A 24,893-nucleotide genomic window follows, 5' to 3' on the forward strand; every position below is an offset into this window, starting at 1 on the left:
AAATGGAATACATGATTTAAGAGGGAGAGATCGTATTTTGTTTGAATATGTTACAGGTTACGTGGAGTATGTAGGGCCGGAATATGTCGTAATTGATCATAATGGAATTGGTTATCAAATTTTCACACCGAATCCGTATGTATTTCAAAGAAGTAAGCAAGAAATCCGTGTCTATACATATCATTATGTGAGAGAAGATATTATGGCACTTTACGGGTTTAAAACACGTGAAGAGCGTTTATTATTTACAAAGTTGTTAGGCGTGTCTGGCATTGGGCCAAAAGGCGCTCTTGCAATTTTAGCTTCTGGTCAAACAGGACAGGTCGTTCAAGCGATTGAGCATGAAGATGAGAAGTTTTTAGTGAAATTCCCAGGCGTCGGAAAGAAAACAGCACGCCAAATGATTTTAGATTTAAAAGGAAAACTAGCAGATGTCGTACCAGATGCATTTGTTGATTTATTCTCAGACACAGAACGTTTTGATGAGAAGAAAGGTACATCAGCTGAGCTTGATGAGGCACTGGAAGCTCTGCGCGCACTTGGATACGCAGAACGCGAAGTTTCTCGCGTTGTACCAGAGTTATTAAAAGAATCATTAACGACGGATCAGTATATTAAAAAGGCACTTAGTCTTTTACTAAATGGTAAGAGGTGAGTATAATGGACGAACGTCTCCTTTCAGGGGAATCTGCATATGAAGATTCGGATTTAGAATATTCATTACGGCCACAGACGCTCCGTCAGTATATTGGCCAAGATAAAGCGAAACATAATTTAGAAGTATTTATTGAAGCGGCGAAAATGCGTGAAGAAACGTTAGATCATGTGCTTTTATATGGACCACCAGGTCTTGGTAAAACGACGCTTGCGAATATTATTGCTAATGAAATGGGCGTTAATGTTAGAACAACTTCAGGTCCGGCAATTGAAAGACCAGGAGATTTAGCTGCTGTATTAACAGCGCTTCAGCCAGGAGATGTATTATTTATTGATGAAATTCATCGTTTGCATAGATCAATTGAAGAAGTATTGTATCCTGCAATGGAAGACTTTTGCCTTGATATCGTAATTGGAAAAGGGCCTTCAGCACGTTCTGTACGCCTAGATTTACCGCCATTTACATTAGTTGGAGCAACGACACGCGCCGGAGCATTATCGGCGCCGCTTCGTGACCGATTCGGTGTACTTTCAAGGTTAGAGTATTACACAGTAGATCAGCTTTCTGCGATTGTTGAACGTACAGCAGAAGTATTCGAAGTTGAAATTGATTCGTTAGCTGCACTAGAAATTGCAAGGCGTGCTCGTGGTACACCTCGTATTGCAAATCGTCTTTTAAGACGTGTACGTGATTTCGCGCAAGTTCGTGGTAACGGAACGGTTACGATGGAAATTACACAAATGGCATTAGAGCTACTGCAAGTAGATAAATTAGGTTTAGATCATATTGATCATAAATTACTGCTTGGTATTATTGAGAAATTCCGTGGTGGTCCAGTTGGATTAGAAACGGTTTCAGCAACAATTGGAGAAGAATCTCATACGATTGAAGATGTGTATGAGCCGTATTTATTACAAATTGGCTTTTTACAACGAACGCCAAGGGGCCGAATTGTAACGCCGCTTGCGTATGAACATTTCGGAATGGAGATACCAAAAGTATGACGGAGATGCCAAAGCTGCTTATTACAGCGGGGATCTTACTCATTGTTGTTGGATTAGCTTGGAAGTTCATTGGAAGGCTTCCAGGCGATATTTTTGTTAAAAAAGGAAACGTTACCTTTTATTTTCCTATCATTACATGTATTGTGTTAAGTATTGTATTATCTTTTATTATGTATATAATAAATCGATTCAAATAAGAAATAGGTGGATATAGCTATGGATATAAATCTGTTTGATTTTCATTTACCAGAAGAACTTATTGCACAAGTCCCGTTAGAAGAGCGTGAAACATCAAGATTAATGGTGTTAGACCGTGAAACAGGTGATATTGAGCATAAACATTTTACGGACATTCTTTCCTACTTACATGAGGGGGATTGTTTAGTTTTAAATGAAACGAAAGTTATGCCTGCTCGTTTGCATGGTGTGAAAGAAGATACAGGCGCACACATTGAAGTACTTCTTTTAAAACAAGAAGAGGGCGATAAGTGGGAAACGCTTGTAAAGCCAGCGAAACGTGTAAAAGAAGGAACTGTTATCTCTTTTGGCGAAGGAAAATTAAAAGCAACTTGCACAGGAACTGCAGATCAAGGTGGACGTCAGCTTGAATTTTCATATGACGGCATCTTCTATGAAATTTTAGATGAACTTGGGGAAATGCCACTTCCTCCATATATTAAAGAGACGCTAGAAGATCGCGATCGCTATCAAACAGTATATGCGAAAGAAATTGGTTCAGCAGCAGCGCCGACTGCGGGACTTCACTTTACAGAAGAGTTACTTGAGAAGTTAAAGCAAAAAGGCGTTCAGTTAGCATTCATTACACTTCACGTAGGACTTGGAACATTTAGACCAGTTTCTGCAGATACGATTGAAGAACACCATATGCACGCAGAATATTACCATATGTCTGAAGAGACAGCGGCATTATTAAATCGTGTAAAAGAGAATGGTGGACGTATTATTACTGTAGGTACGACATCAACTCGTACGTTAGAAACAATTGCAACAGATCATAACGGTAAGCTTTGCGCCGCTTCTGGATGGACAGATATTTTCATGTATCCGGGATATGAATTTAAAGCAATTGATGGTTTAATTACAAACTTCCACTTGCCGAAATCAACATTAATCATGCTTGTAAGTGCATTTGCAAATAGAGATAATGTGCTTCATGCTTACAATGAAGCAGTAAAAGAAAAATATCGTTTCTTTAGCTTCGGTGATGCAATGTTCGTTGCATCTCACGCTAAAATGAGAAACAAATAAAAGGAGTAAGTTATGACAGCAATTCGTTATGAATTTATTAAGACATGTAAACAAACGGGTGCCCGTTTAGGTCGTGTGCATACACCGCACGGTTCATTTGATACACCAACATTTATGCCAGTTGGTACACTTGCGACAGTTAAGACAATGTCACCAGAAGAATTAAAAGCAATGGATTCTGGCATTATTTTAAGTAATACGTATCATTTATGGCTACGTCCAGGTCATGAAATTATTCGTGAAGCAGGCGGCTTGCATAAATTTATGAACTGGGATCGTGCAATCTTAACAGACTCTGGTGGTTTCCAAGTATTCAGTTTAAGTGACTTCCGTCGTATTGAAGAGGAAGGCGTTCACTTCCGTAACCACTTAAATGGAGATAAATTATTCTTATCACCAGAAAAAGCGATGGAAATTCAAAATGCATTAGGTTCAGATATTATGATGGCATTTGATGAGTGTCCACCATTCCCAGCTACTTTTGAATATATGAAGAAGTCTGTAGAACGTACAAGCCGTTGGGCAGAACGTTGCTTAAAAGCGCATGAACGTCCACAAGATCAAGGTTTATTCGGTATTGTACAGGGCGGGGAGTACGAAGAGCTTCGTCGTCAAAGTGCAAAAGACCTTGTTTCAATGGACTTCCCTGGTTACGCTGTAGGTGGTTTATCTGTAGGTGAGCCGAAAGATATTATGAACCGTGTACTTGAGTTTACAACACCACTTCTTCCAGATAATAAGCCACGTTACTTAATGGGAGTAGGTTCTCCTGACTCATTAATCGATGGTGCAATTCGTGGTATTGATATGTTTGACTGCGTACTTCCAACTCGTATCGCTCGAAATGGTACATGTATGACAAGTGAAGGTCGTCTAGTTGTAAAAAATGCGAAATTTGCAAGAGACTTCGGTCCGCTTGATCCAAATTGTGATTGCTATACATGTAAAAATTACTCTCGTGCGTACATTCGTCACTTAATGAAATGTGATGAAACGTTCGGAATTCGTTTAACGTCTTATCACAACCTTCATTTTCTGTTAAACTTAATGGAGCAGGTGAGACAAGCTATTCGTGAAGACCGTCTTGGCGATTTCCGCGAAGAATTCTTTGAACAGTATGGCTTTAATAAACCGAATGCTAAAAACTTCTAATACATAATTTAAAAGGAGGAACAAAAGATGAATGCAGGTATGATGAATATCGTTATGATTGTTGCGATGTTTGCGATTTTCTATTTCTTATTAATTCGCCCGCAACAAAAGCGTCAAAAAGCAGTTGCTCAAATGCAAAACGAATTAGCAAAAGGTGATGCTATCATAACAATTGGTGGCTTACACGGTACAATCGAATCAGTAGATGACACGAAAATTGTTATTAAATCTGGTGGTTCACACTTAACTTTCGATCGCAATGCGATTCGTGAAGTTGTGAAAAACTAATGTGGAAGGCCCTGCATGAAATGTGCAGGGCCTTTTTTAGTTACTTTGCTTTGACATATTTACACCGAAAATACCACCGAGTGTACTCGCCCCCATTAATGCTAATTGATAAAGTAATTGTGAGTTCGATAAAGTTTGAGAAAAGCCTAAATAGTTAACTAGAAAAACGAGTATAGTGAACGTGAGACCTGTTGTGAGACCTACTAGCCACCCTTTCCCCTGTGCTTTGTTGCCAGCAATAAAACCAGACATAAGCATAGATAAAAGAGCGAGTATAAAAATAGTAACGGCTAATGTCCCTTCGTTTATATTCGTAAACTTTAATAAAAGAGCCATAATCATGCTAGTAAGAGATGCGAGAATTAATAGTGTAGTAATACCGAATCCGATTGCAGTGGATAATTTTTTCGTTCCATCCATTTATACATTCCCCCTTTTTAATACAAGCATATTTTCCTTTTGTCTAAGTTAGACTAGTTTCTTTTTTATAGGGGAGTCTATACGTAAAAAAGGAGATGTAGAAATGGAATGGATATCAATAATTGGACGGACAATGCTTTTGTATACCATCATCTTAATTATTTTTCGTCTTATGGGTAAACGTGAGATAGGAGAGCTAAGTGTATTAGATTTAGTCGTATTTATTATGCTTGGAGAAATGGCTGTAGTAGCAATTGAAAATACCGATAAATCACTTTGGCATCAATTAATTCCGATGACTTTTCTTATGTGCATCCAAATTATTTTGTCAGTCATTTCCCTAAAGTATCAACGCTTTCGGCATTTAATAGAAGGTGAGCCGGCTATTCTTGTAAACGCGGGGAAGATTGATGAAAAGAAGATGAGAAAGCAACGTTATAATATAGATGATTTAATGATGCAATTAAGGGAGCAAGGAGTTGGAGATATTCGGGATGTAGAATATGCTATTTTGGAACCGTCTGGGAAGTTATCTGTCTTTCAAAAACAAAAAAATAAACAGGATGTATTGCAGTTTACTCTTCCTCTTATTATTGATGGAGAAATTCAATCTAGTCATTTACAAATGATTGAACATACAGATGAATGGCTTATTGAGAAATTAAAAAACTTAGGTTATAACGATGTGACACAAATTTTATACTGTAGTTTTCAAAACGGAAAATTTTTTGTTGATGTAAAAGAAAATTAGAGATTTATTCTTTGAAAGAGTAAGAATGATTAGTTTAACTAATAATCAGTGGAGATTACCCCACTGATTAAAGTTTCAACTTATTTCAAAAATGAAAGTTTACGAATGATAGGGAGACGACTTAACTCTTCTTTTCGAATGAGTTTGAAGGTGAAGAGAAGTACGATATAAACAATTGTTGTTAAAGTGATTTCCCATAATGTTTGTATGCCGAGGGAATGAGAGAAAATAATATATTTATGAATATAAAAACCGAAGGCGCCTGCGATACCGATGGCAAGTCCGCCGAAAATATAGTCTTTTGCGTAAATGGTAAATGTAATCTTTTTTAAAACAGTAGCGTAGTGAAGAAATGTTACTGTTACAATATTTGCAGCGATAGCGAGAGCAACTCCCATCATTTGAAATTCTGGCCTTGAGGCTAGTACAAAAATAACAATTAATTTCACGGTGGCGCCAATAAATGTATTCATCATTGCAGCTCTTGCTAAGTTTAAAGCTTGCAAAACAGAGGTCAGTGGACTTTGGAAATAATGAAATAAAAAGCAAGGTGCAAGAAGTTGAATGAATGCTGTTGCGCTGTCTGATCCGTACATAAGAGTTAAAACAGGAGAAGCGAATACATATAATATAACGACAGACCATCCCCCGGTAATTAATGAAATTCGAAGTGCTTGTTGTAAGCGGTGCTCCACTAATTTATGTTGTCTTTTTGCCATCGCTTCACTAATAGAAGGGACGAGCGCTGTAGAAAGAGCGTATGTAATAAAGGCGGGTAGTGATAGGAGCGGGAATGCATAACCGTTTAACATGCCGTATTGCTGGGTTGCAACAGAAGCAGCGACACCAGCGATTGCTAAGCTTTGCATAACGACAATAGGTTCAAAAAAATATGAAACGGAGCCGATTAAACGACTTCCTGTAGTGGGAAGAGCTATATCCATAAGGGAATAAAATGTTCCTTTGCTCTCCTTTACAGTAGTGAAAAATCCAGAGCGTATTGATAAATGTTTTTCGCGCTGAAATAACGTGAGTAAAAATAATAAGGATGCAACTTCACCGAGAACAGCTGATAACATAGCACCGGCTGCAGCATATTCTACGCCGTAAGGTAAAAATAATTGAATGCATATAGCGATAATGGTAATGCGGACAACTTGTTCTAGAACTTGTGCATAAGCGCTAGGTTTCATATTTTGTTTCCCTTGAAAGTAACCGCGCAAAACAGAAGAAATGGCAATAACAGGAACAACGGGCAAAATGGCTATTAATGGATAGTATGTTCTTTCGTCGGTTAATAATGTTTTTGCTAAAATAGGTGTGAGGAACATAATTCCGATTGTTAATATGATACTAATAACGGATGTAACAGCTAGTGATACAGTTAATATTTTTTTAACTCTTTGTTTATCGTTCACAGCTTCCGCTTCTGCTACAAATTTTGCGATTGCGACAGGAAGACCGATTTGTGTTAATGTAATTGCTAAAATGAATGTAGGAACGGCCATCATATAAAGACCAACGCCTTCTTCACCTAAAATACGTGCCATTACTATACGATTGATGAAACCGAGTATTTTTGTAATAAATCCGGCTATCATTAAAATAAATGCGCCTTTTAAAAAGCTTTGTCTCGTCATGTTCTTCTCCTACCTTCTCAAAATCAATGGAATGATTTACAATAATTTATATGCACGTACGAGACAAGAATGACAAGCATTTAAGAGAGTGAACTATGATAGCGCTCTTGAAAGTAGTTATTGCTGTCCATTAGAGCGGGATTAAAGCGACTTTTTCGTGCTGAAATAAGAAGGAGATGTTATAGATGTTAGATAAAGAGGCTTTGGTAGAATCATACCGCGGACAGTTACAAGTCGTTTTAGAAAGTAAAGTAGAAGAGTTTCACATGTTCGGTTACGACCGAGTGACAGATGATGATATTTGGAAGTTTCTCAAAGTGAAAAAGTGGAAAAAGATAGACAGTGATGTTAGATTATATGAATTGGTAAATGATGTATTAAGAGTAAGTGCTAATGAGTATATGACATATTTAACTGTTGAAGCGTACCAAGCGCCACTTTGGTCATTTGATGAGTACGAAAATAAATAACCGACTGCAATTGGTTTGTTCTTCCTTTTGCAGTATAATGATATGTATTGATAAAGAGGAAATAATTATGTCTAAGATTATATATAAAGGAGGTAGTGAAGAGGAAAATAAATGATGAAAGTCTAGGTAGTGTAAAAGCTTACCTATACAGCTAGTGATGAACTAGCAAAAATTATAGAAAGGAAGTCTACTAACTAGGCGTATGCACACGTATAAAAGTGAATCGTAAGAGATTTATTTAAAGTGTTAGTAGCAGAAAGAGGGTACATATGGCAAAGCGTGGTACGAGAATTGCCGCCTTTTTCCTCATCGTCTTATTAATCGGTGGAGTAATTGGTGCGGCGGGAAAAGACATAGCAAAAGGAATTAGTCTAGGACTAGACCTTCGCGGTGGTTTTGAAATTCTGTATGAAGTAAAACCAGCCAAAAAAGGTGATAAAATCGATCGAGACGTACTTGTAAGTACAGTAGGTGCTCTTGAAAATCGTGTCAATGTTCTCGGTGTAAGTGAGCCGAACATTCAAATCGAAGGGCAAGATCGAATTCGTGTACAGCTTGCTGGTGTACAAGATCAGCAAAAAGCACGTGAAATGTTATCAACACAAGCGAAATTAACATTCCGTGATGTGGATGATAACCTTCTTATGGATGGAACGGATTTAAAAGGCGGCGGAGCGAAGCAAACATTTGATGAGCAAGGCCGTGCGAGCGTAGGTCTTACACTAAAAAGCGCTGAAAAATTCCGTGAAGTAACTGAAAAAATTTCAAAAATGCCACCACCAACGAATTTAATGGTGATTTGGCTGGACTTTGAAGAAGGAAAAGATTCATATAAAGCAGAATCTGCAAAACCGAATCCGAAGTTCTTATCAGCAGCAACAGTAAGCCAAGTATTTAACCAAGCTGAAGTATCTATCGTAGGTGGAAACTTCACAGTTGAAAGTGCGAAACAACTTTCATCTTTATTAAATGCAGGTGCACTTCCTGTTGATTTAAAAGAAATGTATTCAACATCTGTTGGAGCGAAATTTGGTCAACAAGCATTAGATCAAACAATTTTCGCTAGTGCGATTGGTATCGCTCTTATTTTCTTATTTATGCTTGTGTATTACCGTTTACCAGGGCTTGTAGCTGTAATTATGTTAGGTCTATACATTTTCGTTACATTACTTGTCTTTAACTGGATGCATGCAGTTCTTACGTTGCCAGGTATTGCGGCGTTAGTGCTCGGGGTAGGTATCGCAGTTGATGCGAATATTATTACTTACGAGAGATTGAAAGAAGAGCTGAAAATTGGTAAGTCCATGATGTCAGCATTCCGAGCTGGTAACCATCGTTCATTAGCAACAATTCTAGATGCGAACGTTACGACTCTTGCAGCTGCAGGTGTGTTATTTGTATATGGTACAAGCTCAGTCCAAGGGTTTGCAACAAGTTTAATTGTAAGTATTTTAGTCGGTTTCATTACGAACGTATTCGGTACTCGTTTCTTACTAGGTTTACTTGTAAAGAGCCGTTACTTTGATAAAAAACCAGGATATTTTGGTGTGAAACAAAAGGATATTATTCCTTTAACAAAAGGTGTAGTACATCCACCAACGAAATTTGATCGTATTAACTTCGTAAATATCGGTCATAAATTCCTTATCTTCTCAATTGTAGTTGTAATTGCAGGTGCAATTATCCTGCCAATTTTCAAGTTGAATCTTGGTATTGACTTTGCAAGTGGTACACGTATGGACTTGCAATCAAAACAAGCAGTTACTGTGGCTGATGTTCATAAAGATTTTAAAGAGTTGAACATTGATGTGAAGGAAGAAAATATTGTACCGACTGGGGATGACAATAAAGGTTTCGCAGTTCGTACATTAGGTGTTTTATCAAAAGATGAAATTGCGAAAACAAAAACATTCTTCCATGATAAATATGGTACGGATCCAAACATAAGTACAGTTTCACCGACAATCGGTAAAGAGATTGCACGAAATGCATTTATCGCTGTACTAATTGCTTCTGCAGTTATCATTTTATACGTAAGTATTCGATTCCGATTTACGTATGCGTTATCTGCAGTGCTTGCGTTACTACATGACGCATTCGTTATGGTTGTTATGTTTAGTATTTTCCAATTGGAGGTAGACTTAACGTTTATCGCTGCAGTACTAACAATCATCGGTTATTCTATTAATGACTCGATTGTTACATTTGATAGAAACCGTGAATTATACAAACAGAAAAAACGAGTGCGCGATATAAAAGACCTAGAAGAAATCGTAAATGCAAGTATTCGCCAAACGCTTGGTCGTTCGATTAACACCGTATTAACAGTGTTACTCCCAGTAATTGCACTGCTTATCTTCGGTAGTGAGTCACTACGTAACTTCTCGTTTGCGTTGCTTGTTGGATTAATTGTAGGTACGTACTCTTCTGTTTTCGTTGCCTCTCAAATTTGGTTAATGCTTGAAAACCGTCGTTTGAAAAGAGGTAAAAACAAGAAGAAGGTTGAGAAAGTAGAATCTGAACCGCAAGTATAGAAAAGATGATGTCTCTTTATGAGGCATCTCTTTTTTCGTTTGTGGATACAATAAGATAGCAACTTTTTGATGGGAAGAAGATGGAAGAAAGTGGTGGTGTTATCGCTGTTTTTGTTAAAATAAAAAGATAGGTTAAGAAAAGAAGGGATTTTAATTATGGAAAAAGATGAACGTTTTAAACAGGCCGAGTTTGGTGCTATTGTCGGGATCGTTGGTAATATTATATTAGCAATTGTAAAGGCGGTAATTGGTTATATTGGGAACAGTAAAGCACTGTTAGCAGATGCGGTGCATTCTGCATCAGATGTAATTGGTTCGCTAGCTGTACTTTTTGGATTGCGAGCGGCAAAGCAGCCACCTGATGAAGATCATCCGTATGGTCATGGTAAAGCGGAATCGATTTCAGCGATTATTGTTGCGGTATTATTATTTATTGTGGGACTCGAGATAGCGATTTCGTCTATAAAAGCTTTTTCGCAGGAACTAGAACCACCGAAAGGAATTACGATTTTTGCTGTTGTTCTTTCGATTATCGTGAAAGAAGGAATGTTCCAATATAAATTCCGATTAGGGAAGAGGGTAAATAGTGATGCAATTATTGCAAATGCATATGAGCACCGTTCGGATGTATTTTCTTCAATTGCAGCTTTAATCGGTATTTGTGCAGCTATAATCGGTGGTAAGCTTGGTATAGACTGGCTTGTATACGCTGATCCGATTGCAGGATTAGCTGTTTCACTTCTTGTTGTAAAAATGGCATGGAGCATTGGAGCGGAAGCAATTCATGCAACGCTTGACCATGTTCTTCATGAGGAGGATGTTATTCCGCTTAGAGAAGCAGTTCTTCAAGTAGATGGTGTGAAAAAAATTGGTTCTTTATATGCACGGGAGCATGGTCATTATGTTATTGTCGATATTAAAGTGTCTGTAGATCCATACATTACTGTAGAAGAAGGACACCGCATTGGAAAACATGTGAAAGAAATACTTATGAAACAAGAGAATGTACAAAATGTATTCGTACATATAAATCCGTATTCTCCAAATTAAACATCATTAACATTTTTGTATATAGATATTGCATCGTAGTTTGCATTATATTGTCACCCCTTAATCTGTCTTGTATAATAAACAGGTTAAGGGGTGATTTCGTGTTACAACCGAAGACGCGTTGGAAAGAAAAAGAATATAATGACGAGCGAGTGAGTGAATTAGCAAGTAAATTACAGTTATCGCCACTTGTCGTTTCATTATTCCTCGGTAGAGGACTAGATACAGAAGATAAGATTTTAGATTTTTTAAATACAGAAAATCAAGAATTTCATGATCCATTTTTATTAGAAGGAATGGATAGAACGGTAGAACGTGTAAATAAGGCGATTCAAAATGGAGAGCAAATATTAATATTTGGTGATTACGATGCGGACGGAGTAAGTAGTACGACGGTTTTATATCTTGCTCTTCAAGAATTAGGTGCAGAAGTAGAATTTTACATTCCAAATCGTTTTACAGAAGGGTATGGACCGAACGAAGAAGCGTTTCGTTGGGCGCATAGCGCAGGGTTCTCACTGATTATTACTGTTGACACTGGCATCGCAGCAGTACATGAAGCGAATGTAGCAAAGGAGCTTGGAATAGATCTAATTATTACAGATCACCATGAGCCACCGCCAGAATTGCCAGAAGCACTTGCGATTATACATCCGAAATTAGAAGGTGGCCTATATCCGTTTCACTATTTAGCTGGTGTAGGTGTTGCGTTTAAAGTTGCGCATGCACTATTAGGCCGTGTACCAGAACATTTATTAGAGATTGCAGTAATCGGTACAGTAGCCGATTTAGTTTCACTTCATGGTGAAAATAGGTTGCTAGTGAAACGCGGTTTAAAACATATGCGTATGACGAAAAATATTGGTTTGAAGGCATTGTTTAAAGTTGCTAACGTTTCGCAAAGTGAAATTACAGAAGAGAGTATTGGCTTCTCAATTGCACCGCGTATTAATGCGGTCGGGCGTTTAGAAGATGCAACGCCGGCTGTACACCTTTTATTATCAGATGATCCTGAGGAAGCGAAAGAGTTGGCCGAAGAAATTGATGAGCTGAACAAACTGCGAAAAGATATTGTAAAGCAAATTACCGAAGAGGCTATCGCTGAAGTTGAAAATAACTTTCCGCCAGAAGAAAACAAAGTATTAGTACTTGCAAAAGAAGGTTGGAATCCAGGTGTAATTGGGATTGTCGCTTCTAAATTAGTTGAACGTTTTTATCGTCCGACTATTGTATTATGCATTGATCCTATAAAAGAAACAGCAAAAGGCTCAGCGCGTAGTATTGCAGGATTTGATTTGTTTGCAAATTTATCAGATTGTAGAGAGTTATTGCCACACTTCGGAGGGCATCCGATGGCAGCTGGGATGACGCTACATATGAATGATGTAGATGAATTACGCCGTCGCTTAAATGAACAGGCAGATGCAATTTTAACAGAAGAAGATTTTATTCCAATTACAGCAGTTGATGTTTTTTGTAAAGTGGAGGATGTAACGCTAGCGGCAATTGAAGATATGCAGAAGTTAGCACCATTTGGTGTTGGAAATCCGAAACCACGTATTGCAGTGAAAGATGCAGAGTTAGAAAGTATTCGCGCAATCGGATCAGATGGCTCTCATTTAAAAATGGCTCTTCGTGATGGACAAGCAACACTGGATACAATTGGATTCGGTTTCGGTGCATATGCGAAAGAAATCTCTCCAGTTGCAAAAGTATCTGTAATAGGAGAAGCATCTATCAATGAATGGAATAATTTTAAGAAGCCGCAATTAATGGTACAAGATATTGCTGTAGAGGCGTGGCAACTATTTGATTGGCGTAGTATGCGTAATGCAGAAGCAAATTTAGCAGAACTTCCGAAAGAAAAAATAACAATGGTGTATTTTTCTGAAGAGGTATTGAATAAATTTTCTTTAGAGGACTATAAAGAAAAGCTTATGCATGCGTCAGAAGTAACGCATTTAGATGATCAATACATCGTGTTACTCGATTTGCCAAACGGAACAGATGAATTACGTGAGTTATTTAAAGTAGGATTCCCAGCGCGAATTTATACGCTGTTTTATCAAGAAAATAACCATCTATTTAGTACAGTTCCTACGAGAGAACACTTTAAATGGTACTATTCTTTCTTAAGCCAAAAAACACCATTTTCTTTAAGACAATATGGAGAACAACTATGTCGTCATAAAGGTTGGTCAAAAGATACAGTAAATTTCATGACACAGGTGTTTTTTGAGTTAGAATTTGTTACAATAAAAGATGGCGTCATTTTTATGGCAGACAAAAAACAAAAGCGTGATTTAATTGAATCGAACACATATCGTGAGAAAATGAACCACTTACAATTAGAAAAAGAATTGGTTTATAGCACATATCAGCAACTATATACATGGTTTGAAACGATTCGTAATCATAAAGAAGTAGAACAGTTAGGGTAAAGGATTTGTATTTACAAACCTTTTAGATCTGAGGAGGATTCAGAAATATGGATTTCAAGCAACATATCGCAATTGTACCGGATTATCCGAAAGAAGGTATTGTGTTCAAAGACATTACACCTTTAATGAATGACGGTAAAGCATACAAAGCAGCAACAGATGCAATCGTTGAGTACGCAAAAGAAAGAGATATCGATGTTGTAGTAGGACCAGAAGCTCGTGGTTTCATTATCGGTTGCCCAGTTTCTTATGCGTTAGAAGTAGGATTTGCACCAGTTCGTAAATTAGGGAAATTACCACGTGAAGTAATTACAGTTGACTACGGTAAAGAATATGGTAAAGATGTTTTAACAATCCATAAAGATGCAATTAAGCCAGGTCAACGCGTATTAATTACAGATGATCTATTAGCTACAGGTGGAACAATCGAAGCGACAATTAAGTTAGTTGAAGAGCTAGGCGGAGTTGTAGCAGGAATTGCATTCTTAGTAGAGCTTACTTACTTAGATGGTCGTAAAATGTTAGATGGTTACGATGTATTAGTATTAGAAAAATACTAATCACTATATAGGTAAAACTACGGTGATAAAAAGTACCCGTGAATCTCTTGGAGAGGAGCGGGTACTTTTGTATAATTGAACAAAAAATCATGGTGAAATGTCAGTAAAATCTTTTCCTTTTCACAATTCACAATCATTGGGTTATAATGATAGAATATAATTTATTCTATTAAATAAAGATAAAGTCAATTTTCAATAAAAGGTGATTCGATGGCAAATGAGCAGGTACTAACAGCTGAACAGGTACTCGAGAAAGCAAGTCAATATTTAGCGGATGAAGATATTGAGCTAGTGGCACGTGCCTATGAATATGCACGTGATGCGCATAGCGAACAATATAGAAAATCGGGTGAACCGTATATTATTCATCCGATTCAAGTTGCAGGTATTTTAGTTGATTTACACATGGATCCAGCTACGGTATCAGCAGGTTTCTTACATGATGTAGTGGAAGATACAGAGATTACGTTAGAAGATATTGAACGGGAATTTAACAAAGAAATTGCTATGCTTGTTGATGGTGTTACAAAGCTTGGGAAAATCAAATATAAATCTCACGAACAACAACAAGCAGAAAACCATCGCAAAATGTTTATTGCAATGGCTCAAGATATTAGAGTTATTTTAATTAAACTAGCTGATCGTCTTCATAACATGCGTACATTGAAACATTTGCCTCAAGAGAAGCAGCGTCGCATAGCGAATGAAACGTTAGAAATCTTTGCACCTTTAGCACATAGACTCGGAATTAGTACTATTAAATGGGAGCTAGAGGATACGTCACTTCGCTATTTAAATCCACAGCAATATTATCGTATTGTAAATTTAATGAAGCGTAAACGTGCAGAACGTGAAGAATATTTAGACGAAGTAATGACTGGTATTCGTGAGAAATTAAAAGAAGTTGCAATTCAACCTGAGATTTCTGGAAGACCGAAACATATTTACAGTATTTATCGTAAAATGGCACTGCAAAATAAGCAGTTCAATGAAATTTACGATTTATTAGCTGTACGTGTTGTTGTAAATAGTATTAAAGATTGTTATGCGGTGCTTGGAATTATTCATACGTGCTGGAAGCCGATGCCAGGTCGTTTTAAAGATTATATTGCAATGCCAAAAGCAAATCTATATCAATCTCTTCATACGACCGTAATTGGACCGAAAGGTGACCCACTTGAAGTGCAAATTCGTACGAAAGAAATGCACGAAATTGCAGAATTCGGGATCGCGGCACACTGGGCGTATAAAGAAGGAAAAACAGCAGAAACAACAGGTACATTAGAGAAGAAACTCACATGGTTCCGTCAAATATTAGAATGGCAAAATGAAGCTTCTAATGCAGAAGAATTTATGGAGTCATTAAAAATTGATTTATTCTCTGACATGGTATTCGTCTTTACACCGAAAGGCGATGTAATGGAATTACCACTTGGATCGGTTCCGATTGATTTCGCGTATCGTGTCCATTCGGAAATTGGGAATAAAACAATTGGTGCAAAAGTAAACGGTAAAATGGTGACGCTGGATTATAAATTAAAAACAGGCGACATCATTGAAATTTTAACGTCGAAACATTCCTATGGCCCAAGTCAAGATTGGGTAAAACTTGCTCAAACATCTCATGCAAAAAATAAAATTCGTCAATTCTTTAAGAAACAACGTAGAGACGAAAATATTGAAAAAGGCCGTGAACTTGTTGAAAAGGAAGTACGTGGTCTAGAGTATGAGATGAAAGAAGTATTAGCGCCTGATAACTTAAAACGCGTCGCTGAGAAATTTAACTTTGCAAATGAAGAAGATATGTTTGCAGCAGTTGGATATAGCGGAATTACAGCTTCGCAAATTGTTACGCGACTAACGGACAAGTTCCGCAAACAACGCGAAGAAGAAGAGATTGTTGAAGTTAAAGAAGTTCGTAAACCGATGAAAATTCGAAAATGGGATTCTGGTGTAAAAGTAAGCGGTGCTGATAATTTATTAATCCGTTTATCGAAATGCTGTAACCCAGTTCCGGGCGATGATATCGTTGGATATATTACAAAAGGCCGAGGCGTATCGATTCACCGCCGTGATTGTGTAAATGTTCATACAGAAGAAGCTGTAGAAAGATTATTAGAAGTAGAGTGGGAAGGTAGCCCTGAAAAAGAAATTGAGTATAACGTTGATATTGAAATTTCAGGTTACGATCGCCGTGGTTTATTAAATGAAGTACTGCAAGCTGTTACAGAGACGAAAACGTACATTTCAGCTGTTTCTGGTAGAAGTGACCGTAATAAGATGGCGACAATTAATATGTCAATCTCAATTCGTAACTTACAACATTTGAAAAAAGTAGTAGAACGCATTAAACGTGTTCCGGAAATTTATGCAGTACGACGCATGATGCATTAATAGGGAGTGTAGAAAGATGAGAGTTGTTTTACAACGATCAAAGAAAGCGTCTGTCACGGTAGACGGTGAGATCGTAGGACAAATTCCGTTCGGTTTAACATTACTAGTTGGCATTACGCACGAAGATACAGAAAAAGATGCAACTTACATTGCGGAAAAAATTTCAAACTTACGTATTTTTGAAGATGAGAGCGGAAAGATGAATCATTCTGTACTTGATGTAGAAGGACAAGTTCTATCTATTTCGCAATTCACATTATACGGAGATTGTCGCAAGGGGAGACGTCCAAACTTTATGGATGCTGCGAAACCTGACTATGCAGAGCGTTTATACGATTTCTTTAATGAAGAAGTTCGCAAACAAGGATTGCATGTAGAAACAGGGAAATTCGGAGCAATGATGGACGTTTCTTTAATCAATGATGGTCCGGTGACCTTAATTGTAGAAAGTAAATAGTGTTGATAAAAAAGAGAGGGTTATATAATCCTCTCTTTTTTATACATTGTTGTATGTTTTGTTCATTTATCATACGATTAATTTGAAGGGGAATAAAAGGAAAAGAAGGTGTAGTATGCTTCAAGAATTTAATATAGCTTTACGTTTTATGCTAGAGTTATGTATTCTTGGGATTGTTGGATACTGGGGGTTTCGAGTAGGAACAACAACAGCTATAAAAATTACACTTGCTATTATTATTCCGATTGTTGTTACTGCCATTTGGGGGTTATTTGGAGCTCCACATGCAGAATGGGAAGTAAAAGGTATATTACATGTATTATTAGAAATTATCGTATTTGGAGTAGGTGTTGCAGCATTATATCATTTGAAGCATCATATGCTAGCAAGTGGACTGGCTATTGTTATTGTTATAAATCGAATACTAATGTTTATTTGGAATCAATAGCAGTTTCGGTTATGTATAACTCTCTCATCAATATGGAACAATAAAAAGTAAAACATCCATATTGAATGTGAGGGATATACGTATGCGCATGAATGAAAAAGGGCATTCTGTTACAAATGGTGCAAATCAACTATTTAACGTGAATTTTCATGATTTTATTTCAAAAGAGCAAAACAATACTTCAATGGAGCTTGCTTCCGAGTTTGGGATTTCTCTTCAAGATGTAAAGCGTCTAAAGAAGCAGATTGAACGTTCTTAGAGCACTTGACAATCCTACTTAACAAACGTATAGTAATTTTATATTTACATATGAATATAACCGTTGATAGAGAAGAGTAAATGAGACACACATGGAAAGAGAAGGAATGTCTTAGGCTGAAAACATTTCTGCATGATGACTGATTGAATGACACTCTAGAGGTTTCAACTTGAACGGCATATATGCTTAGTAGGGATGAACGCATATTTAAGCGTTATTAAAAAAGTGGAAGCATACGTGCTTCAATTAGGGTGGCACCACGGGTATAATACTCTCGTCCCTACTGTTTAAACAGTAGAGGCGGGAGTTTTTTTATTTTTATTAAGATTAAAACAATTTGAGGAGGAACTGAATATGTCTATTCAAATCCCACGCGGAACGCAAGATATTCTTCCAGGCACTGTTGAGTTATGGCAGTATATCGAAGGGCAAGCACGCGAAATTTGCCGTCGTTACAATTATAAAGAAATTCGTACACCAATTTTTGAGCACACGGAGCTATTTTTACGTGGTGTTGGTGATACGACAGATATCGTACAAAAAGAAATGTACTCATTCCAAGATCGTGGAGAGCGCAGCTTAACATTACGTCCAGAAGGTACTGCACCTGTTGTACGTTCTTACGTTGAAAATAAAATGTTTGGTGATGCAACACAACCAACGAAATTATACTATATCGGTCAAATGTTCCGTTATGAAAGACCACAAGCAGGTCGCTATCGTCAATTCGTACAATTCGGTATCGAAGCAATCGGCAGTAATGATCCTGCAATTGATGCAGAAGTAATTGCACTTGCTGTTGAATTTTACCGCGGCATGGGCTTAAAAAATATTAAAGTTGTATTAAACAGTTTAGGTGATGCAGCGAGCCGTCAAGCACACCGTGATGCATTAATCGCACACTTTGAGCCACGTATCGGCGAATTCTGCTCTGACTGTCAATCTCGCTTAGAAAAGAACCCACTTCGAATTTTAGACTGTAAGAAAGACCGTAACCATGAATTAATGGGAACAGCACCATCTATTACAGAATACTTAAACGAAGATTCAGCAGTATACTACGACAAAGTTCAAGAACTATTAACGATGATGGATGTTCCATTTGAAAAAGATCCGAACTTAGTACGTGGTTTAGACTACTATCAACACACTGTTTTTGAAATTATGAGTGAGGCAGAAGGTTTCGGTGCGATCACTACATTAAGCGGTGGTGGCCGTTATAACGGACTTGTACAAGAAATCGGTGGACCAGAAATGCCAGGTATCGGTTTTGCAATGAGTATTGAACGTTTAATTATGGCGCTAAAAGCTGAAAATATTGAATTACCACTTGAACATAGCATTGATTGTTACGTTGTAGCGCTCGGTGAAAAAGCGAAAGACCATGCTGCAAAAGTTGCGTTCAATCTTCGTAAAGCTGGATTGTCAGTTGAAAAAGATTATTTAGATCGCAAAATGAAAGCACAATTTAAATCAGCAGATCGTCTAAAGGCGAAATTTGTAGCTGTATTAGGAGAAGATGAGCTGGATAAAGGTATCATTAACTTAAAAGATATGGCAACAGGTGAACAAGAAGAAGTAGCGTTAGATGTATTTGCTTCATACGTAGCAGAGAAATTAATATAGGGGGAACTTACAGTGGCTGAAAGAACACATGCATGTGGAAAAGTAACAGTAGAAGCTGTTGGACAAACAGTTCAATTAAAAGGTTGGGTACAAAAACGCCGTGACTTAGGTGGATTAATCTTTATCGATTTACGTGACCGCACAGGTATCGTACAAGTTGTATTTAACCCAGAAACATCAAAAGAAGCGTTAGAAGTAGCAGAAACAATTCGTAGTGAATACGTATTACACGTAGAAGGTACAGTTGTTGAACGTGGTGAAGGCGCAATTAATGACAATATGGCAACTGGTCGTATTGAAGTACAAGCAACAAAAGTAAATGTACTAAATGCAGCGAAAACAACGCCAATTATCATTGCTGATGATACAGATGCATCAGAAGATGTGCGTTTAAAATATCGTTATTTAGACTTACGTCGTCCTGTAATGTTCAACACATTCAAAATGCGTCACGACGTAACAAAAACAATTCGTAATTTCTTAGATACAGAAGAGTTTTTAGAAGTCGAAACACCAATTTTAACGAAAAGCACGCCAGAAGGAGCTCGTGACTATTTAGTACCAAGTCGTGTACATGATGGTGAATTCTATGCATTACCACAGTCACCACAGTTATTTAAACAGCTTCTTATGGTCGGCGGATTTGAGCGTTACTATCAAGTAGCACGTTGTTTCCGTGACGAAGATTTACGTGCGGATCGTCAACCAGAATTCACGCAAATCGATATCGAAGCTTCATTCTTAACACAAGATGAAATTTTAGATATGATGGAGCGTATGATGACGAAAGTTATGAAGGATGCAAAAGGTGTAGAAGTTAGTGCACCATTCCCTCGTATGAAATATGCTGATGCAATGGCTCGCTACGGTTCTGATAAGCCAGATACACGCTTTGAAATGGAACTAACAGACTTATCTGAGTTTGCAGCAGGTTGTGGATTTAAAGTGTTTACAAGTGCTGTAGAAAGCGGCGGACAAGTAAAAGCAATTAATGCAAAAGGTGCTGCAAGTAAATACTCTCGTAAAGACATCGATGCATTAACTGAATTTGTGAAAGTATACGGTGCAAAAGGTCTAGCTTGGCTTAAAGTTGAAGAAGACGGCCTAAAAGGACCGATTGCGAAATTCTTCGGTGAAGAAGATGCAAACGTGTTAATGACTACATTAGAAGCTACTGCTGGCGACTTATTACTATTTGTAGCAGATAAGAAGAGCGTTGTTGCAGATAGCTTAGGCGCACTTCGTTTACGTCTAGGTAAAGAGCTTGAGTTAATTGACGAAAGTAAATTTAACTTCCTATGGGTAACTGATTGGCCACTTCTTGAGTACGATGAAGATGCAGATCGTTACTTCGCAGCTCACCACCCATTCACAATGCCATTCCGTGAAGATGTTGAGCTACTAGAAACAGCACCAGAAAAAGCACGTGCACAAGCATATGACCTTGTATTAAACGGTTATGAGCTTGGTGGCGGATCACTTCGTATTTACGAGCGTGACGTACAAGAAAAAATGTTCAAAGCACTTGGATTCTCACAAGAAGAAGCGCAAGAGCAATTCGGATTCTTATTAGAAGCATTCGAATACGGTACACCACCACACGGCGGAATCGCATTAGGTTTAGACCGTCTTGTTATGTTACTTGCAGGCCGTACGAACCTTCGTGATACAATTGCATTCCCGAAAACAGCAAGCGCAAGCTGCTTATTAACAGAAGCTCCAAGCCCAGTTGCAGAAGCACAGCTTGAAGAACTGAACTTAAAATTAAGCTTGAAAGAAGAGAAGTAAGAATAGGGTCTAGATGGTTATACTATAACCGTCTAGACTTTTTTTGAGAGGAAGTTTAAAAAAGTCCGGTTCAGATGGAGGTCGCATCTCGTCGTTACTTCGCCAGTCCGGTGCTCGAGTAGTTAAAGCTACACTGCGCTCCTCCTGGCATAAGCGCCTCGAGCTGCTCGTCCCTCTGAATCCTCCTTTTTAAACATGTATTGGAGAGGAAGTTTAAAAAAGTCCGGTTCAGATGGAGGTCGCATCTCGTCGTTGCTTCGCTAGTCCGGTGCTCGAGTAGTTAAAGCTACACTGCGCTCCTCTTGGCATAAGCGCCTCGAGCTGCTCATCCCTCTGAATCCTCCTTTTTAAACATGTATTGAAAGGGAAGTTTAAAAAGTCCGGTGTACACTATGTTTTCATTTTCGAAATATGTATTTTTAGGAATTCTATAACTTTTTCTATACAAATAGTCGGAAAAACGCTAGAATACATGGTAGACCATTTTTGTAATAGGAGTGTAGAGCTGAATGTTACATCAATTTTCACGTAATGAATTAGCCTTCGGTAAAGAAGGACTTGAAATATTAAAAAATAGTACAGTCGGTATTTTAGGAATTGGTGGCGTAGGGTCATTTTCGGCAGAAGCGTTAGCACGTTCTGGCGTAGGACGTCTCGTATTAGTTGATAAAGACGTTGTAGATATTACAAACGTAAACCGTCAAATTCATGCTTTAGTATCTACTGTAGGACGTTCAAAAGTAGAATTAATGAAAGAGCGTATTGCAGACATTAATCCGGAATGTGAAGTAATTGGACTAGAAATGTTTTATACAGATGAAACATATGAAGAGTTCTTTAAACACGGTTTAGATTTCGTAGTGGATGCATCTGATACAATTACGTTCAAAATCCATTTAATTAAACAATGTTTACGTCGTAAAATTAAAATTATCTCATGTATGGGTGCAGCAAATAAAATGGACCCAACTCGTTTCCGTATTGCGGATATCTCTAAAACACATACAGATCCAATTGCGAAAGTAATTCGTACGAAGCTTCGTAAAGAGGGTATTAAAAAAGGTGTAAAAGTTGTCTTCTCTGACGAGAATCCAATCGTAATTCGTGAAGAAGTACGTAAAGAGATCGTACCAGACGAAAATGCAAAAATTCGTAAAGCGAAATTACCACCTTCATCAAATGCATTCGTACCATCTGTGGCAGGCTTAATTATGGCAAGTCACGTTGTACGTGAACGTATTAAAAACGTAGAAGTGAAACGTGTGGGGCAAGAATAAAGTGAAAGCATATATCCATTTTGGATATATGCTTTTTTATATGTATTAAAGAAATAAAAATATTTGCATTACTACTAGTTCAAATGTGAGCAAGGCTAGTAAGTAATGATTATATTTACCCAATCTATTTTGGGCGTTTCTTTGTATGACAGGGAGGAATGTTATTGTCAATCTTTGTCGTTAAATCGATATCCTTTGTCGAATCGTTGATATATTGCAAGTTGTGATAGATATATTTGAAAAATCGTTGATATATTGCAAGTTACGATAGATATATTTGAAAAATCGTTGATATAATTTCAATTACCGATATATATGGTTCACCGAAAACAAACAAGGATGTCACTTTTTTAACTAAGTGACATCCTTGTTTTTAATTCTCTGCAGAATAAATAATATCTAAATTCCCGTTTTGATCGGTTTTGAAAATCGGGGCAATTTGATCTTCTTGCTCTTCGACTGAAACAAGTTTTCGAGCACGATCCATAATTCTAACAAGCATCGCGTAATCTTCTTCGATTGCTTGTTGTTTTTTTGTGAGTACCGCTAATTTTGCTTCAAGTTCATTATTCGTTTTTTGTAGGGAAGTGAGCTGATTTTGTAATACATCATTTTCAGTTTGCAACTTTGCGATTGAAGGGTTATTATGTTCCATGTTTTGCAAAAATGAGATGACATTTTGCATTGTAAGTTCCTGTTTACTTGGCGTAATATCTTCTGAAAACTCAGCATCGATTACGAGTTGTTTCGTTTTCGTGAACTGATCTTTTTCTATTTTAGCTTCAGAACGTTTTAATTCTTTACGTTGTTTTTTTGCAATCTGCACTGCATCTTCGTAATTCGCTCGTACTTCAGCATTCCATCTAAAGCCACAAGCTGCTGAAGTGCGGTTCAACGCATCGCCGACTTCATCAAATGCTTTTATTTGTGTACTTCCGCTGCGAATATGTCGTAAAACAGTTTCTGCTAAAAGGAGATCATCTTCTTTTGTCCATGCATCTTGACGTGTTTTCATAAGCGAAGCCTCCATAATGGTGACGTTTTCGTTTATGTTACCCTTTATTTTTCGTTTTATTCGAAGTTTGTAATCTTTCATAAACAGTAGAAAGTGCTTGCTCAAATTTTCCTGTCGTTTTCGGTTTATAATATTGCTTGTTTTTTATTTTATCAGGTAAGTATTGTTGCCTTACCCAGCCGTTTGGATGGTCGTGTGGATATAAATATCCAATGCCTCTTCCAAGTGATTCTGCGCCTTTGTAATGACTATCTTTTAAATGGCTTGGAATATCACCTGTTTGATCGTTACGTAAATCATGTAGTGCTGCATCGAGTGCTTTATAAGCTGAATTTGATTTTGGTGATAAGCATAGCTCGATAACGGCATTTGCAAGTGGGATGCGTGCTTCTGGGAATCCGACTCGTTCAGCTGATTCAATTGCAGCTAGTGTACGCGGTCCAGCTTGTGGGCTAGCAAGTCCAATATCTTCATAAGCCATAATAAGAAGGCGTCTGCCAATACTTTGTAAATCACCTGCTTCAATAAGGCGTGCTAAATAATGGAGCGCTGCATTTACATCACTTCCGCGCACTGATTTTTGAAATGCTGATAATACGTCATAATGAGCATCGCCGCCTTTGTCGTGAACGAAGCTCTTCTTTTGTAAGCATTCTTCTGCAATCTCGAGTGTGATTTCAGCCGCTTGATCGTCTGTAGTAAAGCTGGATAATACAGCAAGCTCAAGTGCGTTATAAGCGGAACGCATATCACCACCAGAGGCGTTTGTAAAGTGATGTAGTGCTTCATCTGTTATCGTTACAGCATATTCTCCAAGGCCTTTTTCTTTATCTTCTAAAGCTCTTTTTAACCCAATTAAAATATCATCTTCTGTTAGTGCGTGTAATTCGAAAATTTGACATCTGCTTCGAATAGCGGAGTTTATTGCATGGAATGGATTACTTGTCGTTGCACCAATTAAAGTAAGAAGTCCGCTTTCTAAATGAGGTAATAGAAAGTCTTGCTTTGCTTTATCTAGACGGTGAACTTCATCTAAAATTAAAACGAGGTGTCGATGCATCTTCGCTTCTTGTACGACAACTTCCATATCTTTTTTATTGTGAGTAACAGCGTTTAATAGACGAAACGGGGTACCGGTACTTCCTGCAATTGCACTGGCAATGGATGTTTTTCCTGTACCTGGAGGACCGTATAAAATCATAGATTGAAAATGATTTGCTTGGACCATTCGCCATAAAATCTTTCCTTCACCAACTAAATGCTGTTGCCCAATAATTTCTTGAATATTTGTAGGGCGCATTCGATGTGCGAGTGGTTGTTTCATTTAGACCGTCTCCCTTAACATATAATCTCGTTCTATCGTATCATTTTTTTCTACGGAATTTGAAATAG

At 37.7% G+C, this 24,893-nt stretch carries 23 protein-coding genes and 1 other annotated feature; of the genes, 19 read left to right on the top strand and 4 right to left on the bottom strand.

Annotated features, from left to right (window positions below):
- Positions 1 to 37 precede the first annotated feature (37 nt).
- Genes ruvA through yajC form a run of 6 tightly spaced genes read left to right on the top strand, consistent with a single transcriptional unit; the run spans position 38 to position 4,371 of the window.
- Positions 38 to 655: a Holliday junction DNA helicase RuvA gene (gene ruvA / locus ASE54_RS29800; RefSeq protein WP_000464512.1), complete on the top strand. Its 618-nt coding sequence runs from the start codon at positions 38 to 40 to the stop codon at positions 653 to 655.
- 5 nt (positions 656 to 660) lie between these two features.
- The gene (ruvB, locus tag ASE54_RS29805; RefSeq protein ID WP_000344464.1) at positions 661 to 1,662 is read left to right on the top strand and encodes a Holliday junction branch migration DNA helicase RuvB; all 1,002 of its coding nucleotides are present in this window, start codon (positions 661 to 663) and stop codon (positions 1,660 to 1,662) included.
- A complete protein-coding gene (locus ASE54_RS29810; protein WP_000138162.1) occupies positions 1,659 to 1,859 on the top strand; it encodes a DUF2905 domain-containing protein in 201 nt (66 codons plus the stop codon). Before ruvB ends, ASE54_RS29810 begins: the two co-directional genes overlap by 4 nt.
- Positions 1,860 to 1,878: 19 nt before the next feature.
- The gene (gene queA, locus ASE54_RS29815) at positions 1,879 to 2,931 is read left to right on the top strand and encodes a tRNA preQ1(34) S-adenosylmethionine ribosyltransferase-isomerase QueA (RefSeq protein WP_000354035.1); all 1,053 of its coding nucleotides are present in this window, start codon (positions 1,879 to 1,881) and stop codon (positions 2,929 to 2,931) included.
- Between the two features lie 12 nt (positions 2,932 to 2,943).
- Positions 2,944 to 4,083, top strand: a complete 1,140-nt coding sequence (gene tgt, locus ASE54_RS29820) for a tRNA guanosine(34) transglycosylase Tgt (protein ID WP_000125365.1) — start codon at positions 2,944 to 2,946, stop codon at positions 4,081 to 4,083.
- Positions 4,084 to 4,110: 27 nt separating this feature from the next.
- Positions 4,111 to 4,371, top strand: coding sequence for a preprotein translocase subunit YajC (gene yajC, locus ASE54_RS29825; protein ID WP_000991113.1), 261 nt, complete (start codon positions 4,111 to 4,113; stop codon positions 4,369 to 4,371).
- A 36-nt stretch (positions 4,372 to 4,407) separates the two neighbouring features.
- Here the strand turns inward: yajC and ASE54_RS29830 are convergent, their stop codons facing one another.
- The gene (locus tag ASE54_RS29830; RefSeq protein WP_000349145.1) at positions 4,408 to 4,791 is read right to left on the bottom strand and encodes a TIGR04086 family membrane protein; all 384 of its coding nucleotides are present in this window, start codon (positions 4,789 to 4,791) and stop codon (positions 4,408 to 4,410) included.
- A 103-nt stretch (positions 4,792 to 4,894) separates the two neighbouring features.
- Between ASE54_RS29830 and ASE54_RS29835 the strand changes: the two genes are divergently transcribed.
- The gene (locus ASE54_RS29835) at positions 4,895 to 5,542 is read left to right on the top strand and encodes a DUF421 domain-containing protein (RefSeq protein ID WP_000454822.1); all 648 of its coding nucleotides are present in this window, start codon (positions 4,895 to 4,897) and stop codon (positions 5,540 to 5,542) included.
- An 80-nt stretch (positions 5,543 to 5,622) separates the two neighbouring features.
- Here ASE54_RS29835 and spoVB read toward each other — a convergent pair whose 3' ends face one another.
- Positions 5,623 to 7,182, bottom strand: coding sequence for a stage V sporulation protein B (gene spoVB / locus ASE54_RS29840; RefSeq protein WP_000198293.1), 1,560 nt, complete (start codon positions 7,180 to 7,182; stop codon positions 5,623 to 5,625).
- A gap of 185 nt (positions 7,183 to 7,367) precedes the next feature.
- On the opposite strand from spoVB, the gene ASE54_RS29845 reads away from it, so the two are divergent.
- The 12 genes from ASE54_RS29845 (at position 7,368) to ASE54_RS29900 (ending at position 22,486) form a co-directional block, all read left to right on the top strand.
- On the top strand, positions 7,368 to 7,652 hold the full coding sequence (locus ASE54_RS29845; RefSeq protein ID WP_000884549.1) for a post-transcriptional regulator: 285 nt from the start codon (positions 7,368 to 7,370) through the stop codon (positions 7,650 to 7,652).
- 269 nt (positions 7,653 to 7,921) lie between these two features.
- Positions 7,922 to 10,186: a protein translocase subunit SecDF gene (gene secDF, locus ASE54_RS29850; protein ID WP_001119077.1), complete on the top strand. Its 2,265-nt coding sequence runs from the start codon at positions 7,922 to 7,924 to the stop codon at positions 10,184 to 10,186.
- A gap of 156 nt (positions 10,187 to 10,342) precedes the next feature.
- Positions 10,343 to 11,236: a cation diffusion facilitator family transporter gene (locus ASE54_RS29855; protein WP_000409738.1), complete on the top strand. Its 894-nt coding sequence runs from the start codon at positions 10,343 to 10,345 to the stop codon at positions 11,234 to 11,236.
- Positions 11,237 to 11,337: 101 nt separating this feature from the next.
- Positions 11,338 to 13,677 carry a single-stranded-DNA-specific exonuclease RecJ gene (gene recJ / locus ASE54_RS29860; protein ID WP_000941232.1) on the top strand — a complete coding sequence of 780 codons (2,340 nt, stop codon included), beginning with the start codon at positions 11,338 to 11,340 and terminating at the stop codon, positions 13,675 to 13,677.
- Between the two features lie 47 nt (positions 13,678 to 13,724).
- Positions 13,725 to 14,237 carry an adenine phosphoribosyltransferase gene (locus tag ASE54_RS29865; RefSeq protein ID WP_000346215.1) on the top strand — a complete coding sequence of 171 codons (513 nt, stop codon included), beginning with the start codon at positions 13,725 to 13,727 and terminating at the stop codon, positions 14,235 to 14,237.
- 210 nt (positions 14,238 to 14,447) lie between these two features.
- Positions 14,448 to 16,631 (top strand): GTP diphosphokinase, encoded by a 2,184-nt coding sequence (gene relA / locus ASE54_RS29870; RefSeq protein ID WP_001262795.1) that lies wholly within the window; start codon positions 14,448 to 14,450, stop codon positions 16,629 to 16,631.
- Between the two features lie 16 nt (positions 16,632 to 16,647).
- Entirely contained in the window at positions 16,648 to 17,088 is a 441-nt protein-coding gene (locus tag ASE54_RS29875; protein ID WP_001266969.1) for a D-tyrosyl-tRNA(Tyr) deacylase, read from the top strand.
- Positions 17,089 to 17,203: 115 nt separating this feature from the next.
- Complete coding sequence (locus tag ASE54_RS29880; RefSeq protein ID WP_000938751.1) at positions 17,204 to 17,536, top strand: YrdB family protein; 333 nt, start codon at positions 17,204 to 17,206, stop codon at positions 17,534 to 17,536.
- Between the two features lie 82 nt (positions 17,537 to 17,618).
- Complete coding sequence (locus ASE54_RS36610) at positions 17,619 to 17,795, top strand: hypothetical protein (protein ID WP_001242605.1); 177 nt, start codon at positions 17,619 to 17,621, stop codon at positions 17,793 to 17,795.
- Between the two features lie 54 nt (positions 17,796 to 17,849).
- Positions 17,850 to 18,080: a binding site (T-box leader), on the top strand.
- A gap of 69 nt (positions 18,081 to 18,149) precedes the next feature.
- Positions 18,150 to 19,421, top strand: a complete 1,272-nt coding sequence (gene hisS, locus ASE54_RS29890; RefSeq protein WP_000027086.1) for a histidine--tRNA ligase — start codon at positions 18,150 to 18,152, stop codon at positions 19,419 to 19,421.
- A gap of 12 nt (positions 19,422 to 19,433) precedes the next feature.
- Positions 19,434 to 21,209, top strand: a complete 1,776-nt coding sequence (gene aspS / locus ASE54_RS29895; protein ID WP_000840901.1) for an aspartate--tRNA ligase — start codon at positions 19,434 to 19,436, stop codon at positions 21,207 to 21,209.
- A gap of 509 nt (positions 21,210 to 21,718) precedes the next feature.
- A complete protein-coding gene (locus tag ASE54_RS29900; RefSeq protein WP_000903182.1) occupies positions 21,719 to 22,486 on the top strand; it encodes a tRNA threonylcarbamoyladenosine dehydratase in 768 nt (255 codons plus the stop codon).
- A 373-nt stretch (positions 22,487 to 22,859) separates the two neighbouring features.
- On the opposite strand, the gene ASE54_RS29905 is transcribed toward ASE54_RS29900, so the two are convergent.
- Both ASE54_RS29905 and ASE54_RS29910 read right to left on the bottom strand, forming a co-directional pair.
- Entirely contained in the window at positions 22,860 to 23,501 is a 642-nt protein-coding gene (locus ASE54_RS29905) for an RsfA family transcriptional regulator (protein WP_000857697.1), read from the bottom strand.
- 37 nt (positions 23,502 to 23,538) lie between these two features.
- Entirely contained in the window at positions 23,539 to 24,825 is a 1,287-nt protein-coding gene (locus ASE54_RS29910; RefSeq protein ID WP_000812913.1) for a replication-associated recombination protein A, read from the bottom strand.
- Between the last annotated feature and the right edge of the window lie 68 nt (positions 24,826 to 24,893).

Source organism: Bacillus sp. Root131 (genome assembly GCF_001429475.1).
Lineage (GTDB): Bacteria > Bacillota > Bacilli > Bacillales > Bacillaceae_G > Bacillus_A > Bacillus_A thuringiensis_S.